The 17,768-nt window shown below is 36.1% G+C and carries 13 protein-coding genes, 14 tRNA genes and 2 rRNA genes; 25 read left to right on the top strand and 4 right to left on the bottom strand.

The window, feature by feature from the left end:
• The 16 genes from KQI76_RS10625 to KQI76_RS10550 form a co-directional block, all read left to right on the top strand.
• Window positions 1-117: ribosomal RNA gene (locus KQI76_RS10625) — 23S ribosomal RNA — on the top strand; the annotation flags it as partial.
• Between the two features lie 321 nt (window positions 118-438).
• Window positions 439-551 (top strand): 5S ribosomal RNA (gene rrf, locus KQI76_RS10620).
• An 11-nt stretch (window positions 552-562) separates the two neighbouring features.
• Window positions 563-637, top strand: a tRNA-Asn gene (locus KQI76_RS10615).
• A gap of 4 nt (window positions 638-641) precedes the next feature.
• Window positions 642-734, top strand: a tRNA-Ser gene (locus tag KQI76_RS10610).
• Between the two features lie 29 nt (window positions 735-763).
• Window positions 764-835 (top strand) — tRNA-Glu (locus KQI76_RS10605).
• Between the two features lie 51 nt (window positions 836-886).
• Window positions 887-959: transfer RNA gene (locus KQI76_RS10600), tRNA-Val, on the top strand.
• Window positions 960-1,025: 66 nt separating this feature from the next.
• Window positions 1,026-1,102 (top strand) — tRNA-Met (locus KQI76_RS10595).
• 138 nt (window positions 1,103-1,240) lie between these two features.
• Window positions 1,241-1,317 (top strand) — tRNA-Asp (locus KQI76_RS10590).
• 33 nt (window positions 1,318-1,350) lie between these two features.
• Window positions 1,351-1,426, top strand: a tRNA-Phe gene (locus tag KQI76_RS10585).
• Between the two features lie 7 nt (window positions 1,427-1,433).
• Window positions 1,434-1,519 (top strand) — tRNA-Tyr (locus KQI76_RS10580).
• Between the two features lie 22 nt (window positions 1,520-1,541).
• Window positions 1,542-1,612, top strand: a tRNA-Trp gene (locus KQI76_RS10575).
• A gap of 15 nt (window positions 1,613-1,627) precedes the next feature.
• A tRNA-His gene (locus tag KQI76_RS10570) sits at window positions 1,628-1,703 on the top strand.
• 37 nt (window positions 1,704-1,740) lie between these two features.
• A tRNA-Gln gene (locus KQI76_RS10565) sits at window positions 1,741-1,815 on the top strand.
• 5 nt (window positions 1,816-1,820) lie between these two features.
• Window positions 1,821-1,895 (top strand) — tRNA-Gly (locus KQI76_RS10560).
• Between the two features lie 31 nt (window positions 1,896-1,926).
• Window positions 1,927-2,000 (top strand) — tRNA-Cys (locus KQI76_RS10555).
• 7 nt (window positions 2,001-2,007) lie between these two features.
• Window positions 2,008-2,091 (top strand) — tRNA-Leu (locus tag KQI76_RS10550).
• A gap of 124 nt (window positions 2,092-2,215) precedes the next feature.
• Here the strand turns inward: KQI76_RS10550 and KQI76_RS10545 are convergent.
• Together KQI76_RS10545 and KQI76_RS10540 are read right to left on the bottom strand one after the other, a co-directional pair.
• A complete protein-coding gene (locus KQI76_RS10545; protein ID WP_216400276.1) occupies window positions 2,216-2,530 on the bottom strand; it encodes a tyrosine-type recombinase/integrase in 315 nt (104 codons plus the stop codon).
• Between the two features lie 208 nt (window positions 2,531-2,738).
• Entirely contained in the window at window positions 2,739-3,197 is a 459-nt protein-coding gene (locus KQI76_RS10540) for a metallophosphoesterase (RefSeq protein WP_216400275.1), read from the bottom strand.
• Between the two features lie 372 nt (window positions 3,198-3,569).
• On the opposite strand from KQI76_RS10540, the gene abc-f reads away from it, so the two are divergent.
• Window positions 3,570-4,799 carry a ribosomal protection-like ABC-F family protein gene (gene abc-f / locus KQI76_RS10535; protein ID WP_371817677.1) on the top strand — a complete coding sequence of 410 codons (1,230 nt, stop codon included), beginning with the start codon at window positions 3,570-3,572 and terminating at the stop codon, window positions 4,797-4,799.
• Between the two features lie 212 nt (window positions 4,800-5,011).
• On the opposite strand, the gene KQI76_RS10530 is transcribed toward abc-f, so the two are convergent.
• Window positions 5,012-5,623: a flavin reductase family protein gene (locus KQI76_RS10530; protein ID WP_216400273.1), complete on the bottom strand. Its 612-nt coding sequence runs from the start codon at window positions 5,621-5,623 to the stop codon at window positions 5,012-5,014.
• A gap of 811 nt (window positions 5,624-6,434) precedes the next feature.
• Between KQI76_RS10530 and KQI76_RS10525 the strand changes: the two genes are divergently transcribed.
• Genes KQI76_RS10525 through gtfA form a run of 4 tightly spaced genes read left to right on the top strand, consistent with a single transcriptional unit; the run spans window position 6,435 to window position 11,710 of the window.
• The gene (locus KQI76_RS10525) at window positions 6,435-7,856 is read left to right on the top strand and encodes a glycoside hydrolase family 1 protein (RefSeq protein ID WP_216400272.1); all 1,422 of its coding nucleotides are present in this window, start codon (window positions 6,435-6,437) and stop codon (window positions 7,854-7,856) included.
• Window positions 7,857-7,892: 36 nt separating this feature from the next.
• Complete coding sequence (locus KQI76_RS10520) at window positions 7,893-9,248, top strand: PTS transporter subunit EIIC (RefSeq protein WP_216400271.1); 1,356 nt, start codon at window positions 7,893-7,895, stop codon at window positions 9,246-9,248.
• A gap of 25 nt (window positions 9,249-9,273) precedes the next feature.
• Window positions 9,274-10,254: a carbohydrate kinase family protein gene (locus KQI76_RS10515; RefSeq protein ID WP_216400270.1), complete on the top strand. Its 981-nt coding sequence runs from the start codon at window positions 9,274-9,276 to the stop codon at window positions 10,252-10,254.
• Window positions 10,241-11,710, top strand: coding sequence for a sucrose phosphorylase (gene gtfA / locus KQI76_RS10510; RefSeq protein WP_216400269.1), 1,470 nt, complete (start codon window positions 10,241-10,243; stop codon window positions 11,708-11,710). Before KQI76_RS10515 ends, gtfA begins: the two co-directional genes overlap by 14 nt.
• Window positions 11,711-12,054: 344 nt before the next feature.
• Here gtfA and KQI76_RS10505 read toward each other — a convergent pair whose 3' ends face one another.
• Window positions 12,055-13,041, bottom strand: coding sequence for a diaminopimelate dehydrogenase (locus KQI76_RS10505; protein ID WP_216400268.1), 987 nt, complete (start codon window positions 13,039-13,041; stop codon window positions 12,055-12,057).
• A gap of 175 nt (window positions 13,042-13,216) precedes the next feature.
• On the opposite strand from KQI76_RS10505, the gene KQI76_RS10500 reads away from it, so the two are divergent.
• The 4 genes from KQI76_RS10500 to KQI76_RS10485 all read left to right on the top strand — a co-directional run bounded on the left by KQI76_RS10500 (window position 13,217) and on the right by KQI76_RS10485 (window position 17,667).
• Window positions 13,217-13,918, top strand: coding sequence for a response regulator transcription factor (locus tag KQI76_RS10500; protein WP_371817676.1), 702 nt, complete (start codon window positions 13,217-13,219; stop codon window positions 13,916-13,918).
• Window positions 13,918-14,913 carry a sensor histidine kinase gene (locus tag KQI76_RS10495; RefSeq protein ID WP_216400267.1) on the top strand — a complete coding sequence of 332 codons (996 nt, stop codon included), beginning with the start codon at window positions 13,918-13,920 and terminating at the stop codon, window positions 14,911-14,913. The genes KQI76_RS10500 and KQI76_RS10495 overlap by 1 nt, the downstream gene beginning before the upstream one ends.
• Window positions 14,914-15,026: 113 nt before the next feature.
• The gene (locus KQI76_RS10490) at window positions 15,027-15,791 is read left to right on the top strand and encodes an ABC transporter ATP-binding protein (RefSeq protein ID WP_216400266.1); all 765 of its coding nucleotides are present in this window, start codon (window positions 15,027-15,029) and stop codon (window positions 15,789-15,791) included.
• The gene (locus KQI76_RS10485) at window positions 15,766-17,667 is read left to right on the top strand and encodes an ABC transporter permease (protein WP_216400265.1); all 1,902 of its coding nucleotides are present in this window, start codon (window positions 15,766-15,768) and stop codon (window positions 17,665-17,667) included. Before KQI76_RS10490 ends, KQI76_RS10485 begins: the two co-directional genes overlap by 26 nt.
• The last annotated feature ends 101 nt before the right edge of the window (window positions 17,668-17,768 follow it).

The following is a 17,768-nucleotide window of genomic DNA, read 5'->3' as shown; positions in this document are numbered from 1 at the left end:
TGAGACTTCCCATCATTAGAGTAAGATCCCTCAGAGACGATGAGGTAGATAGGTTCGAGGTAGAAGCATGGCAACATGTGCAGCTGACGAATACTAATCGATCGAGGACTTAACTAAAATAAAAAGCGAAAACGACTGTCCAATAGCGTACGGATAGATAAGACAGACCTAAGCACAGTGAACTTCTGTGCAAAGGGATGGATTAACTATACGCTAGCTATTAGGAGTTTGAGCTGGATTAAACAAAAAGCGGAATCATCCGCAATTTGATATCACTTGTCAGATGCAATTCTTATCTAGTTTTGAAGGTTTACTAGTTAGACTATGATAATTTTTTCAATAAAAGTGAATTTTATTTGAAAACACTTGCATTTCAGTTTTAAAATGCATATAATATATCTTGTCCTTGTAAATAAACACTTGGAATATGCCTTACAATCTAGTGACAATAGCGAAGAGGCCACACCTGTTCCCATACCGAACACAGTAGTTAAGCTCTTCAGCGCCGATGGTAGTTGGGTTTTCCCTGCAAGAGTAGGACGTCGCTAGGCTCTTGTTCCATTCCACAGTAGCTCAGTGGTAGAGCAATCGGCTGTTAACCGATCGGTCGTAGGTTCGAATCCTACCTGTGGAGCCATAATGGAGAGCTGTCCGAGTGGCTGAAGGAGCACGATTGGAAATCGTGTAGGCGGTGTTAAGCTGTCTCGAGGGTTCAAATCCCTCGCTCTCCGCCATGTAAACCTTATTTTCAACTTCTTACATAGGCCCGTTGGTCAAGCGGTTAAGACACCGCCCTTTCACGGCGGTAACACGGGTTCGAATCCCGTACGGGTCATCAATAACCTTTGGAGGATATCTATTATAATAGTAAATATCCTAGTCCATTGGAGGATTAGCTCAGCTGGGAGAGCACCTGCCTTACAAGCAGGGGGTCGCAGGTTCGAGCCCTGCATCCTCCATCATATAGGACTTGTATTGATTAGTATTTAGATTCTGGTGAAAAAGATTCGATTTTTTATTATTATCGCGGGGTGGAGCAGTCTGGTAGCTCGTCGGGCTCATAACCCGGAGGCCGTAGGTTCAAATCCTGCCCCCGCAACCAAAAATATTCCACTTGCTACAATGAGTGATGATTACCACAAGTAAATTATTAGTAGTTTACTTTTATAAATAATTGATAATCTCCTAGCATTTTTGTTTAAATAGGAATATGTACATTTAGCTTTTAAAAAAGCAAAAAGGTCCGGTAGTTCAGTTGGTTAGAATGCCTGCCTGTCACGCAGGAGGTCGCGGGTTCGAGTCCCGTCCGGACCGCCATTAATTCAATAATTTATAATTCAACAATTCCTTGGCTCGATAGCTCAGTCGGTAGAGCAACGGACTGAAAATCCGTGTGTCGGCGGTTCGATTCCGTCTCGAGCCACCATTCTATTGGAGGGATAGCGAAGTTGGCCAAACGCGGCGGACTGTAAATCCGCTCCCATCGGGTTCGTAGGTTCGAGTCCTACTCCCTCCACCATTTTAATTAGTTTTCCTTACATAGGGGTATAGTTTAACGGTAGAACAGAGGTCTCCAAAACCTCCAGTGTGGGTTCGATTCCTACTACCCCTGTTTTTCATACTGATGGCGGTCGTGGCGAAGTGGTTAACGCACCGGATTGTGGTTCCGGCACGCGTGGGTTCGATCCCCACCGGCCGCCCCATTCTTTAATCATATATTATATATTGACTTATATATGTTGGGCTATAGCCAAGCGGTAAGGCAACGGTTTTTGGTTCCGTCATTCGTTGGTTCGAATCCAGCTAGCCCAGCCATTAATGCGAAAGTAGTTCAGTGGTAGAACACCACCTTGCCAAGGTGGGGGTCGCGGGTTCGAATCCCGTCTTTCGCTCCATTTTTGTTTTTTGATGATAAGTAAACCTATGGGCGGTATAGCCAAGTGGTAAGGCAGAGGTCTGCAAAACCTTTATCATCGGTTCAAATCCGGTTACCGCCTCCAATGATATGCCGGCGTGGCGGAATTGGCAGACGCGCGGGACTCAAAATCCCGTGTCCATTAGGACGTGTCGGTTCGACCCCGACCGCCGGTACTCTTTTATATTGCGGAATTGCTTATGAACGTTGATATGACAATGTTTGTAGGCTTTTTTTATTTTTGAGAATAACTTAAAATATCTTACTTTATTTTTTTTGAAGTGACAAAAAAGTGACAAGCTATCCAATCATGCTATCCAATATTTTTGGCGTTTGTTTTTCATCTTGGGCGCGCATCTCTTTTAAAATATGTGAGTAGGTTGTCCAAGTGGTTTCAACGTTTTTATGTCCTAATCTTTCACTTACATAGTTAACGGACACTTTTTTATAAAGTAAAATACTAGCGTGCGTGTGTCTTGATCCATGGATAGTGATGGTGTCAATGCCTAAGTCAACCAATGTCTTCGCTAAAAGCTTATTAACGTTTGTGTTACTGATGACCTTGTATTTTGATGATGGGCTATAAAATGCAAGCTTATCTATATTGTTCGGCATTTTGTCGAATAAATCTTCAAAAAAAGGGCCATAACCTTTTTATTCATTTTTATAGTCCGCACCCCCGTTTGTTAATTATATTCTAGCAGTTACAATATATCGTTTTATAAAATTATTGAGTGAGAATAGTAGAGGAAACAGCCTAAACGTTGACCTAACAGCGTCTAGGCTTTTACTTTCTATTTTGGGACTAATTTGGTAACAATCACTAGAGCAATTTACTTTCTCTTGCTTTCACTATGCTTAAAACTTGTTCTATACTAATAGGGTAAAATTCATTTACATCTACACCTACATTAATAGCTCTAGTTCCCAGAATATTTCTAAGATACTCTTTCTTCTTGTTATGAACGTGTCCATACAAATGAATTGAATTGTTGTAAAACTTATCCCACTCCAATATTGGATAGTGAAACAGTACTATTGTTTGTTTATTATACTTAAATGAATAATAATCCCTGACCCATTCGAAATGGGAATTATCAAAATCTGGATCATCTAGATAATGTTCATGATTACCTTTAATTAGGTATTTTACTCCGTTTAATTGCTTTAAAACTTCATTTGCTTGTTTTCCATTACCCCTAACAACTAGATCACCTAAAATGTAAACTTCATCTGTTTTTCCTATGACAGCATTCCAATTATTGATCATTGTTTGATTCATTTTTTTCTACATCATCAAAAGGACGGTTGCTAAACTTGATGATATTTTCATGAAAAAAATGTGTATCTGATATAAAATATTTCATTAAGGTCACCTCATTTTTATTCTGATTACATTAGTTATATTATAAGCTATAATTTAATTTCAAGTGAGAAGAGGGAGAAATAACTAGAATTTTTTAGATTTGTCCCAACATTGTCCCATTAAATAAAAAAACGGAACTTAGTTAAAAAATCTTAAGTACTTTAAAATCAGTAAAAAAGCCTTTTTTAGATAGTCTACCATTCAAAGAAGTAGTAAAAAACTAAAAACACCCCGACAAAAGGAAAAGTCACACGCTATGTTGATTTCGATTATTTTGAACAAATGGAGATGCCGAAAGATTATCAAGTTGATCGGCGACTACAAGGTAAATTACATCTACCTGCTCAAATGGATCATCTAAGCGGTGGTGAATTGACGAGATTAAAATTAGCACAACTCTTTTCTAATTATCATCAAGCTATGTTAATTGATGAGCCGACAACACATTTAGACCAGGAAGGTGTACAGTACTTACTGGATGAATTACGTTATTATTACGGTGCCTTAATGATTGTTAGCCATAATCGTGCTGTACTAGATGAACTGGTGACAACGATATGGGAGATAGAAGATGCAAAAATAACCGTTTATTCTGGTCATTATAGTGATTATGCTAAAGCTAAAAAATTAGAGCGCAACCAGCAGGGTCTAACTTATGATCAATTTATTAAAGAAAAAAGGCGTTTAGAAAAGGCTGCCCGGGAAAAAATGCTGAAGGCAGATAAGATTGCACAAGCTGGGCGTTTATCAAAGCGTGAAGCAAAGTCGAAAGCCAATCGAATGTTTGAGACAAAATCTAAAGGAACAAGTGAGAAGGGAATTGTTCGTGCTGCTAAAGCAATTGAACAAAGAATAGAAAAGCTTGTTGAGATTGATCCTGTAGAAGATGAAAGCTCAATTCTTTTCCCACAATCTAAGTATGTAGAGCTACACAATAAATTTCCGATTATGGCTGATCGATTAAATGTTTCCGTTGGTGATCAGGTACTTTTAAAAGATATAAGCTTTCAATTTCCACTTGGAAAGAAAATTGCGATAACTGGACCAAATGGAAGTGGAAAGAGCACACTTCTAGGTTATATTGCGAATCGAAATCCTGGATTGACGATTTCCCCAAAAGCGAAGTTTGGTTATTTCGAACAAATGTCTTATCAGTTTTCAACAAATGAAACTGTATTTGATTTTTTGAAACACCGGTCAGACTACGATGAAGGCTTGCTAAGAACAGTATTGCATGTGATGTTGTTTACTGGAACAGATCTTCAAAAGAAGGTTAGTCGTTTGAGTGGTGGTGAGGCAATTCGGCTCCAACTGTCTCAGCTCTTTTTAGGACGCTATAATATTCTCTTGTTAGACGAGCCAACTAATTTTTTGGATGTAAAGACAATTGAAGCTTTGGAGCAATTTGTCACTTCTTATCAAGGAACAATTATATTTATAACACATGATCAAACTTTTATTGAAAGTGTGGCTGATCTAGAATATAGGATTGAACAAGGGAAATTAATTTGTAAATAGTTGAATCTGGAATAAAAAATGAGATTCAGATATGTGTTGTCTTAAATAATTACGTGGGTTATTGTTGATGTCTTTTTATCAACAATAACCCTTTTTTTGTTGTGAATAATAGCTAAGTTTTTTCGTTGCTTAATGTTAATAAATACGTTAGTCTCTTCGATTGGGAGTTGCTTTTCCCTCTCTCAATATTTATTGGCTTTTATTTCTAAAGGTTATTCTGGTCTTTCCAATTCAAAAACAGGGCCAATTTTGGCATAATTTTGTCCGGCTAAGCGACTGACTGCTTGAAGAGTATTATGGTCAATTCTATGATTTTGCTGATAAATATCTTCACTGATATGATATTGAACAATTCTACCAATTAATAGATCCACTCCAACAGAACCTTCCTCACCTAATTCTAGCGCCTCTTCCAAAGTACATTCGAAACGAACTTTTGCTTCTTTGATACCAGGTGTTGAAATTTCCTTGCTTTTAACATGAGTTAAATTGGCTTGATCGAGTTCACTTTTATTTGATGGGAGTGATGCAGCTGTTTGATTAATTTGTTTAACATTTTCGTCATCAACGATATGAACAACAAATTCCTTATTTCTTTTTATATTATTTGCTGTATCCTTCAATTGTCCATTTTTTCTTTGAATGGCTAGAGAAATTAGTGGCGGATTTGATGAAATAATATTGAAGTAGCTAAATGGTGCACCATTAATTGTTCCTTCTTCACCGATGCTTGTCACAAAGGCGATTGGTCGAGGGATTACTGTTCCAATTAATAGTTGATAGTTTTGTCGTTCTGAAATTTGCTTTGGATCAAAACTTAACAAAGTATGACCTCCTCTTTATAAAAAAATTTTTATTCTATTTCATGGCGCAACAATTCGTAATATTGAATTAAAAATATTGGATTTGAGCACAATAAAGTGAAACTTCAATAAGTAGGGATTAGGGCTATAGGATGTTGGTTATGCACACCTTATGACAGGACCTGGTGGGTTTAGTCTGTCTTTTTCTCCAATTGATAGGAACTGGGACTGCCCATCGAAAATATTTGCGTTTACTCATCCCACCGAAGTGATTTGCGTTTACCCGCCCAAGTGAAAAACATTTGTTACTACTACAAGGGTATGACCTAAAGGCTCTTGAGCCAATCAGGCTGTCGGTTGATCTCCCACTTAGAATCCCTTAGTTTCCTCCGAATTCTTCAAGCGGCCTAATGGCTAGTTAAATCGCAAGAAACGATGACAATACTAATAGATGTCATATTATAATTTCGAATTCGAGATAATTATATAATGATATTTTATTTGTGTCAAAGAAAGCTTCTTATCTGATCAATGCAAAATATGGTATGTCAAACGTTTAACATATAAATATGATGTATGCGTAATACAATTAAGTATAATTTTAATAGAATCCACTAATTAATAATTATAAAACAATATGAAAACGATTGACATATTTTCAGAAAGGTGTTATTTTAAATTTAGCTTTTCTGATCGAATTTCAGTTGACAGGTAATTCTTAATTAAAGTTATGAAAAGCTTTTCTAAATTAAATTAAACGACTTATTGATGGAATTACTCATTAACTTTAGATATTCAACAGTTAGAGAACATTAAAGGAGCTGGATTAATTATGGTATTAAAGGAGTCATTTTTATGGGGTGGTGCAATTTCCGCCAATCAGACTGAAGGTCATTTTGACGCGGATGGCCGAGGTTTAACGAATTTTGATATGTTACCTCTAGATTCAAGACGTTTAGAGGATGTTTATCTTGATCAAGATAATTTCTTAGATGAAGTCCATGATTATTATTCCGGTAGACGCGGAAATAACTTCTATAAAACCTATGAGAGTGATATAGAATTATTATCAGAACTAGGTGTTAACAGTTTTAGATTGTCTATAGCATGGTCGAGAATTTTTCCAACGGGTGAAGAGGACGAACCGAATGAGCAAGGATTAGCATTTTACGATGATATTTTTAAAAAGCTGAGAGCAAACAAAATCGAACCTATTGTTACGATTAGTCATTTTGATATGCCACTACATCTGATCAAGAAATATGGTGGTTGGTATGATCGAAAAATTGTTGATTTATATATTAAATATGCAACAGTGATTATGAAAAGGTTCTCGAAATATGTAACTTATTGGATCCCTTTTAATGAAATGAATATGACTATGCACATTCCTTTTATTGGTGCTGGTTTAACTTTTACTAAGGGTGAAAATAAACTGGAAAAGAAATATCAGGCGACACACCATCAATTGTTGGCCAATGCCAAGACAATCCAAATAGGTAAAGAGATTAACCCTAATTTTAAATTTGGTTGCATGATGGCTGCTGCGAAGACTTATCCTTATACGAGTAAACCCGAAGATGTATTTTCTGCTTTTGAAAGTGATAAATTTAATTTAATTTTTTCGGATGTTCAGGTAAAAGGTAAATATCCTAACTTTTTAGCTCGGTATTTTGACAAACAACAGATTGCTTTAAAAACAGAAAAAGAGGATTTTATCATCTTGAAAAACAATACAGTTGACTTTCTATCGTTTAGTTATTATTCGAGTGCATGTAGCGCAGCTGAGGATAGTGATGTTGAAAAGGTGAAAAGAAATGGGCCTGATACGGTTAGAAACCCGTATTTACCGAAGTCTAATAGTGTATGGCAAGTTGATCCATTAGGATTAAGAATCACACTAAATCAATTATATGATCGCTATGAATTGCCATTATTTATTGTTGAGAATGGACTTGGTACTTATGAAGACCAGTTAGTGGATGGCAAAATACATGATGATTATCGAATAAAGTATTTGAAAGAGCATTTTGAAAATATGATTTCAGCAGTAGAAGAAGATGGCGTTGAACTAATAGGTTACCTGATGTGGGGACTGATCGACTTAGTCAGTGTAAGTGAAGGAAAAATGAGTAAGAGATATGGTCTCATATATGTTGATGCTGATGACGAAGGTAATGGTAGCTACAAACGATATCGTAAAGACAGTTTTGATTGGTATAAGAAAGTAATTAAAACAAATGGAACTATTTAGACCGATTAAATGTTAAGGAATAGAGGAGTTGGAAAAATGAAAACAAACATAAAGAAAAGTAGTTTGCAAATTATCGAATATGTAGGTGGCAAAGAGAACATTAGTGAATTAACACATTGCGCTACACGATTACGTTTCAAATTGAAGGACTATGATAAAGTAGATCAAGATAAGTTAAAAGATGTTGATATGGTCGTTGGACAGAAAAGAACGCCATCTCAGTATCAAGTTATTATTGGTAATGAAGTAGCCAATGTTTATAAGGAAATATCAAACTTGTTAGGTGAATTAAGTGACCAGCAAACAGAATCTGAGAGTGAGAAAAAGGGCGTTTTCAATAATATAATTGATGCTATTACAGGAACAATGACGCCATTAATTCCTGTTTTAACTGGAGCCGGTATGATCAAGGTTCTTTTAGCTCTGATTAATACTTTTGAATGGTTATCACCTGAATCGGCAACTTATCGAATCATTGATATTATTGGGGATGCAACCTTTTACTTTTTGCCCATCTTATTAGCGATTTTTGCAAGTCAAAAGTTCAAAGTCAATACATCAATAGCAGTTGTTGTCGTTGGTGTGTTAATGCATCCGAATTTTGTTGAATGGGTGAATAGTGGAGACCCGATTTCAATTTTTAGTTTGCCGATTAGAGGCGTGGATTATGCCTATTCAGTGATCCCAGCGATCTTGATGATCTGGGTGATGTCATATATTAGTAAGTTTGTTGAGCGTGTGACACCAAAAGTCTTAAAAATATTATTAGATCCTACTCTTGTTTTATTAATAAGTGCACCGATTGCCTTAATTATCGTTGGACCATTAGGAGCTTATGCAGGTGATCTATTAGCGTTAGCAATTGAAGCTTTGGAATCTAGTTTAGGATTTCTTCTAGTCGCTATTTTAGCTGCAGCAATGCCGTTTATTGTAATGACTGGAATGCACCATGCCTTAACACCGATATTCTTGTCTACCTTTGCGGTAACTGGTTATGATTCCTTAATCTTATTAGCCCAAGTGTGTTCTAACTTGGCACAAGCTGGTGCATCCCTAGCTGTTTCAGTTAAAAGTAAAAATAAAGATCGTAAACAAGTTAGTTTGGCAGCAGGTATTTCCGCATTAATGGGTATTACAGAACCAGCTATGTATGGTGTGACATTGAAATTGAAAAAGCCAATGCTGGCAGCTGTGATTGGTTCAGGTATAGCTGGTCTCTATGCAGGTATTACTTATGTCCGGATTTATGTGTTAAATAATAGTATTATGTCTGCATTAGCCTTAGCTGATAATAATGGTTTTGCCAATATTATTAACGGCCTAATCATGATGGCTATTGCAATCATTGTACCTTTTGTAGTTACGATGGTATTAGGTTTTGATGACGAGTAATGAATGGAAGGAGTTACGATCGACGATGTGGTTTCCAGTTAAACTGAATGATAGATTGGAGTTTTCGAATAAAAAGATTGATGTTTTGGCTATCGGTGAAATACTCGTTGATCTGATTTCAACGAGTTATGCCGATCTGATGAGTGATAATCGATTTAATGCTTATTTTGGTGGATCACCAGCTAATATTGCGATGAATATCAAACGTTTAGGTGGTCAGTCTCAAATTTGTGCTGCTGTTGGTACTGATGCCTTTGGTGACTTCTTAATTGGGCATTTAAAAAAACAGGGAATGGATACATCACTTATCCAACAAGTTAAACAGTCAACAAGTATGGTTGCTATTAATAAAAGTAAAGGAACACCAATCCCTGTTTTTTACCGTGGCGCAGATTATCATTTGCAACTGACTGATCAATTGAAACAAGAGGTTGAACAAACAAAAATCATCCATTTTTCATCATGGCCAATCTCTAGGCCTGAATCACGAAATATAGTTAAAGAAGTGATTGAATTAGCTCGGAAGGATCAGACCCTTGTTTGTTTTGATCCGAACTATCACAAAAGTCTTTGGGATGATGCGGAAGATGGAATAGAGTTTATTAAAGAGATGATAAGTTATGCGGATATTATAAAACCTTCGGATGACGATGCCCAGCGGTTATTTGGTCTTGATACACCGGAAAATCAAATTGAAAAGTTCCATCAGCTTGGTTGTCCTTTTGTGATTATGACCTTAGGGGCAGAAGGTGCAATTGTTTCAATCGAAGGTAAAAAAAGATACTACCCTAGTTTTGCTAAAAAAGTCGTTGATACAACTGGAGCGGGAGACGCATTTTGGTCCGGTTTCTATGTTGGATTAACTCAAGGGGAAACAATAGAACAGGCATTGAATATTGGTTTTAAAGTTAGTGCCTACAAGCTAAAATATACAGGTGCAGTCGTTGATTTACCACATTATAAAAAACTGTCTTTGTCAGAGGAGGCATATGATGACATTAAATAATAAAGTACAATTAATTACCTACCCAGATTCCTTGGGTGGTGATTTAAAAAGTTTAAAATATTTATTGGAAAGTAAATTTAAAGATTTATTTCCTGGTGGCGTTCATATTCTTCCCCCATTTCCATCATCAGGTGACCGTGGATTTGCTCCATTAACCTATTTAGAGATCGATCCTGAATTTGGTGATTGGGAAGACATTAAATCGATTGGAGAATCAATTGATGTTTTACTCGACTTAATGGTTAACCATATTTCGAAAGAATCACCATATTTTCAAGATTTTTTGAATAAGGGTCGTCATTCGGAATATGCAGATTACTTTATTACTCTTGATAAAATTTGGGCGGATGGTAAGCCGAAGCAGGAAGACATAGATCAAATGTTTTTGAGACGGGAACGACCTTATTCTACGTTTACGATTGAAGAAACAAATGAACAAGAACAGGTCTGGACAACATTTGGCAAAACAGATCCCAGTGAACAAATTGATTTAGATATTCATTCAGATAAAGTAAAACAATTATTTATTGACTTCTTTGATCATTTTAAGAAGAACAATGTTAGTATTGTTCGTTTAGATGCTGTTGGTTATGTCGTTAAGAAAATTGGTACAAGTTGCTTTTTTGTAGAGCCGGAGATTTATCAATTTTTAGAATGGATTAAAGAAGTTGCTGATCAAAGGGAGATCGCTTTATTACCAGAAATACATGCACATTATGAAATTCAATATAAATTAGCTGAAAGAGGCTATTGGATTTATGATTTTATTTTACCCTATCGAATATTAGAGACAATGATTAATAAAAATTCAACAGCTTTAAAAGCCTATTTAAAGGATCGGCCTCATAATCAATTTACAATGTTGGATTGTCATGATGGTATTCCTGTTAAACCTGATTTAGATGGTTTGATTAATACGAAAGAAGCGAGAAGTTTAGTTGATGAGACAGTTGCCCGTGGATCTAACCTGAGTTTGATTTTGTCTGATGAGCACAAAGATAAAGATGGTTTTGATGTCCACCAAATTCGTTGTACTTATTATTCAGTGCTAAATGAAGATGATGATGCCTATTTAGTAGCTCGAGCGCTTCAGTTTTTTACACCTGGTATTCCACAGGTTTATTATGTCGGTTTACTAGCTGGCAAGAATGACGATGAGAAGGTGAGGGCAACAGGTGAAGGGCGTGAGATCAACCGGACGAATTTTACTTTAGCCCAAATTGAAGCGGCATTGGATAAAGAAGTTGTTCAACGCCTGAATAAACTCATTCGTTTTAGAAATGAGTACCCCGCATTTAATGGAAGATTTGAGGTCCTACCAAGTGATGATCATCAAGTAAAATTATTATTTGAAAAAGATGATGCCCGCTGTACTCTAAATGTCGATCTAAAGACAAACCAAGGGAAAATTGTTTATCTTAATGATTCTGGTCAAGAGGTTGAGTATCTTATTTAAAGAAAGTGAGATTCTATAAAACAAGAGACTGAGACAAAACTAGGCTCTAATCATGAAAAATGGTTCTAATTACATGAAAATTGTAATTAGAACCATCTTTTTTTGTTTTATAGATTTCAACGCCCAATTTAGCCATTGTTAATGGTGGTGAACTTTCCTAAATTCATTACCATTAGTGCAAATCGACCTTCATTGAGTACTTTGGATTTACGCTTAAAGATAAGTGAGTAAAATCCAAATTTGCCTTCAAAAGACTGAAAGAATGGTTCAAGATCAATTTAGCCTTGACCATAAGTTTCACCAGTCTTTTCTTCTGAGCGCTTTTTTCTCAACTGAGTGAAAATTTATAGAAAGTCTCTACGTAATTCGTCTGGTAACCGTGGGGAGATATAGCTCGGGGCTACATCGAACACAGTTTTTGCGCCGTATTGTTTGTCTTGATTTAACCGGTATGCTGCTCTAGCATAGGCGACAAGGACACTCGCCGTAAATTCGGGATTACTATCTAGCTTGAGTGAGAACTCGTAGATATGTTTATTATCTAACCCAGTTTGTCCACCTCGAATCATAAATCCACCATGCGGTGCTTTTGAGTGGTTACGTTCCAATTCTTCTTCTGAGATGAAATGCACTTCTGTGTGATAATCTGCAAAGTAGTTAGGCATTGTTTTTATTTCATTTTCAATAGCTGTTTTATCGGCACCTTCTTCAGCAACGACAAAACAAACTCGATGATGTTTCTCAGCTGTTGAGAGTTTAGGGTTATTACCACTTCTAACCTTGTCAATTGCCTGCTCGGAGGGGATGGTGTATTGAACACCATTTTTCACTCCATTTACTCGGCGGATGGCGTCAGAGTGTCCCTGGCTCAACCCTTTTCCCCAAAAAGTATAGTTCTCGCCATTTGGTAAAATGGCATCTGCTAGGATGCGGTTTGTTGAAAATAAACCAGGGTCCCAGCCAACTGAAATGATTGAGGTCGTTTCACTTTTACTGGCCACTTGATCAACTGTTTGATAAAACTCTGGAATTTTAGCGTGTGTATCAAAACTGTCTACTGTATTAAATAACTTAGCAAATTGTGGAGTTTGTTCAGGTAAATCTGTTGCAGAACCACTGCAAAGTAACATGACATCAATATCATGTTGATAATTTTCTGCGTCAGAAATATGTAAAGCCTTGATATTTTCTTCATCAAGTCTTAAATCTTTTGGATCTCGCCGTGTAAAGACAGCAACTAGCTCCATATCATCAGTTTGTTTAATTGCTTCAATTGCACCTTTACCTAAATTTCCAAATCCAACGATACCTAATCTAATTTTATTCCCCATTTACCTACCTCCTATATAATATTAACTTATCCATCTTTTAATATCTTCATTATAAATGAAATAAATCTTATTTGTAAAATGGAAAGATTAATTAGAGTTGAGCTTTGTTTTCATTGTATCTAAAAGTGTAAAATGTTCTAATAATAATAAAGAATAAAGATTGAGGTGGATCGTTGTGGAAAAAATTATGATTATTGAGGATGATCCTAAAATTGCAGCTTATTTGGCAGGATATATTTCTAAATATAATTATCAAGTAATTTCAATTGAACAGTTTGATAATATTATTGCAACTTTTCAAGTGCATAAGCCAGATCTTGTCTTGTTAGATGTTAATCTTCCATACTATGACGGTTTTTATTGGTGTCGTCAGATCAGAAATATTTCAATTTGCCCCGTCATTTTTATTTCTGCACGAACAGGAGCGATGGATCAAGTCATGGCGATTGAAAATGGTGGAGATGACTACATTACCAAACCTTTTTCGCCAGATATCGTGATTGCAAAAATTCGTAGTCAATTAAGACGTGCATATGGAGAGTATGCTGGAAAGCAACAAGAAAGAGTTTTACAATTAGAAAACCTAAAGCTATATCCTGAGCGTTATGAATTACACTTCAATCATGCATCCGTTGAGCTTACCAAAAATGAGGCACATATATTAGAGCTTTTAATTGAACGGCATCCAAGGGTAACGGGAAGAGAAGATCTGCTGGAAAAATTGTGGGATGATCAGGCCTTTGTTGATGAAAACACACTAAATGTCAATATGACAAGGGTGAGAAGAAAGCTAAGGGAACTTGGGCTTGATAATGTGGTTGAAACGATTAGAGGGTCAGGTTATAGGTTAAATGTGAAATGGAAAGGGAATCAATGATGAAGTTATTTATTAAAGACCACTTAGGACTTCTATTTACCCAGTTTGCTCAAATGACTTTATTTTGTTTGATGATCTCTTTAACTCGTTTCAATGATTATGCGATTTTGTTATATGGTGTTTTTATCAACCTTTTTATCTTATTCGTTTATCTATCAGCTTATTATTATCGTCGACGACATTATTATCAGAAATTATCAGTACATTCAACTGATTTGCAGGAGTTACTTGAAACAACAGATGATACTCCAGTTGGGCAGGCCTTAGATTGCTTAACAAAGGCACAATATCAATTATTTATGAAACAGCTTAAAGATGCGGAGAACGATCAAGTCAATCATTTGAAGTTTATCGATCGTTGGGTACATCAAATGAAAACACCGCTTTCAGTGATTGATTTAACTGCAAAAGAATTGGATGAGCCAGAGTCATCGAATATTAGAGAAGAAACCGAACGCTTACAGAAGGGGTTAAATACTGTCCTATATATGGCACGTATGCGAACGATTGAAGATGATTTTCATATTCAACCGGTTGAATTGGAAAGACTGATACAAGAAGTTAATCAGATTAATAAACGTTTTTACATTCGAAATGAGGTCTATCCACATCTCATCATTAAAGATGAGCATCTAATCGTTGAAACTGATGAAAAATGGCTTTTCTTTATCATTGATCAGCTTATAAATAATGCTGTCAAATATACAAACGGGAAAAGCAATCGGATTGATATCATTTTATGTAAACAAAAAGGTAAAGCAATTTTAGCGATAAGGGATCAAGGGATTGGGATTCCAGAACATGATAAAAATCGAATCTTCCAAGCCTTTTACACGGGTGACAATGGACGGAAGTTTCGGGAATCGACTGGAATGGGACTTTATTTATCGAAGGAAATTGCTGATTACTTAGGGCATCACCTTGAAGTTGAATCGACCCTTGATACTGGAACAACTTTTCGCATGATCTTTACAGAAACACAGACGATTAATTGATAGAGTTGCCAACCTTACATCTTTGTAAGCTGAATGAAAGGATAATCGATCGTTGAAAATGACCGAAAGGATTAGTATAGATGTATAAGCTATTGAGGAAAGGACGAGTGTAGATGCTTCAAGTTAAACAGGCGAGCAAAGTTTATCAAGGTAAGGTGGCTTACCGAGCATTAACAAATATTAATTTAGATATTCAGAAAGGTGAGTTTATTGGAATCATGGGGCCGTCTGGCAGTGGGAAAACCACCCTATTAAATATGATTGCAACGATTGATGAACCAACAACAGGAACCGTATTAATTGAAGGGAATAATCCTTATCAATTGAATCGAAATGAAATAGCTAAATTTCGGCGCCGATCACTCGGCTTCGTTTTTCAAGATTTCAATTTACTTCATACCTTAACGGTCAGGGAAAATATTGTTTTACCTTTGACCTTGGATGGGGAAGGCGTTGAAGAAATGAATCGAAAAGCCGATGAAATCGCAAAGACATTAGGGATATCTTCGATTATGAATAAACGCACTTATGAGATTTCCGGTGGGCAGGCCCAACGAGCAGCCATTGCGCGGGCCATGATTCATCATCCTAAATTATTATTGGCAGATGAACCGACAGGGAATTTGGACTCAAAGGCGTCTAAAGATGTCATGGAGATGTTAGTGAGATTGAATCAGCAAGAACAGGCGACGATATTTCTAGTCACCCATGATCCCCAGGCAGCTAGTTATGCCGATCGGATTATTTTTATTCGTGACGGTCAGTTTTATTCAGAAATTCACCAAGGAGAAAACCGGAAAGCCTTTTTCCAAAAGATTATTGATACGCTCTCCTTCTTAGGAGGGGATGACCATGACTTTTCGTCGATTCGTGATTAATAATGTGGTAGGCAATAAACGGATCTATGCGGCATATTTTCTAAGTAGTATGTTTACTGTTATTGTTTTTTTCACCTTTGCCATGTTTGCTTTTCATCCTGTTTTTAGTCAAGGGGATATTAATGAATATGCACTTTTCGGTATGGGTGTAGCGGGTGGAATTATATATGTTTTCTCGTTTTTCTTTGTCCTATATTCCATGGGGTCATTTTTACAATCGCGGAAGAAGGAATTTGGTTTATTGATGTTACAAGGAATGACAATGCGTCAGATTCGATTCATGGTATTTTTAGAGAATATGTTTATCGGTATTTTTGCAACAGTGATCGGTATATTGCTTGGAACCGTGTTTTCAAAGTTTATTTTATTAATTGCTGAAAATATTTTAGTTATCGAAGAATCATTATATTTTTATTTCCCATTATGGGCAATGGTGATATCCTTTGGATCATTCATGTTATTATTTTTAGTGATTTCATTTTTTGTAACTTTTGTGCTTCGTTCGAAGAAGTTAGCAGAATTGATTAAAGCGAATCAACAACCTAAAAAGGAACCTAAAGCATCAAAACTCTTAACATTTCTTGCTGTTTCACTAATAGCAATTGGATATGTGACAGCGATAAGGGTTGAAGGGGTAGAAGTTATTGCTGCGATGATCCCTGTTATTATTGTTGTGACCATTGGAACCTACTTCTTATTTACACAATTAAGTGTCTTTCTCATTAACCTTTTGAAAAAACGGAAAAAGTTTTTTTGGAAGAAGACAAATATGATTTTACTATCAGACTTATCTTATCGAATGAAAGATAATGCTCGAACCTTTTTTATGGTTGCAATTATTTCTACGGTTGCTTTTAGTGCGATTGGAACTTTATTTGGTTTACAGTCTTATTTGACAAGCGGTTTAAAAGTGGCTAATCCTTATTCCTTTACCTATTATGAAGATGATGAACAAACTAATGAGGAAATTGAAAGAGATCTCCAAACGGTTAATCAGTTACTAGAAAAAAACCAGCTTGAAGCAGAACAGGTATCTGTTACACTCCAATATTTCGAAACAGTTGATGAAGAGCTTATCTTTATTGCTAGCGAATCAATGTATAATGAGTTTGCCCAGCTTTTAAATCGAAATTTGCTTCAACTTGAAGAAAATGAAATTGTCGGTGTTCGGCAAAGTGCAGCAATAATAGGTGGTTATGTTGATGATCCATTGATTGATCAACCGATCGAACTTGAGAGTGGTCTATCACTCGTGTTAAAAGATGTAGTCGATGGCGATGTTCTTCCAGTCACAGATGTTCATTATGTTGTATCAGATGAAGTTTATCAACGATTACCTGATCCTGTAAGAACAGAGGGAAAAACAGTTTGGAATGTGACAGATGGGAAAGAAGCGGATGTTATTGAAGTAGGGGAACAATTAACAGAAGCTTTGAATGTCCAATCATCCTATCATTTCCAAGCACTTGATTATATGATCTACACAGTTAATAAATCGTATGGTCCAATCTTATTTATTGGTTTATTTATTGGAATTGTCTTCTTTGTTTCGGCTGGTAGTTTTCTTTACTTTAGACTATTCACAGATCTTGATCAAGATAAGGAAAAATTCGCAGCCATTGCTAAAATAGGACTTACAAATAAAGAATTAAAGAAAGTGATTACCCGACAAACAGCCATATTATTCTTTGCGCCAATTGTTCTTGCTATAATCCATGGGGCTGTCGCCCTTACAGCATTATCCCATTTGTTTGATTACAATTTAGTGAAGGAATCCACTGTTGTCCTTAGCAGTTTCTTTATCATTCAAATGGTTTACTTCTTGATCGTTCGAGTTTCTTATATCAAGCAAATTAAAAGGTTCTATAATATATGACGTTGGTGAAGAAAAATCCCATTTCTCTTTGGAGATGAAATGGGGTGGAAATTCACTAGCGTCATTTTCATTTTTATATAGAAAACAAGTGAATTTCCCTG

This window comes from Amphibacillus sp. MSJ-3, assembly GCF_018919165.1.
Classification (GTDB): Bacteria; Bacillota; Bacilli; order Bacillales; family Amphibacillaceae; genus Amphibacillus.
Note: the sequence above shows the minus strand (reverse complement) of the source record. Positions and strands in the feature narration are given on the sequence as shown.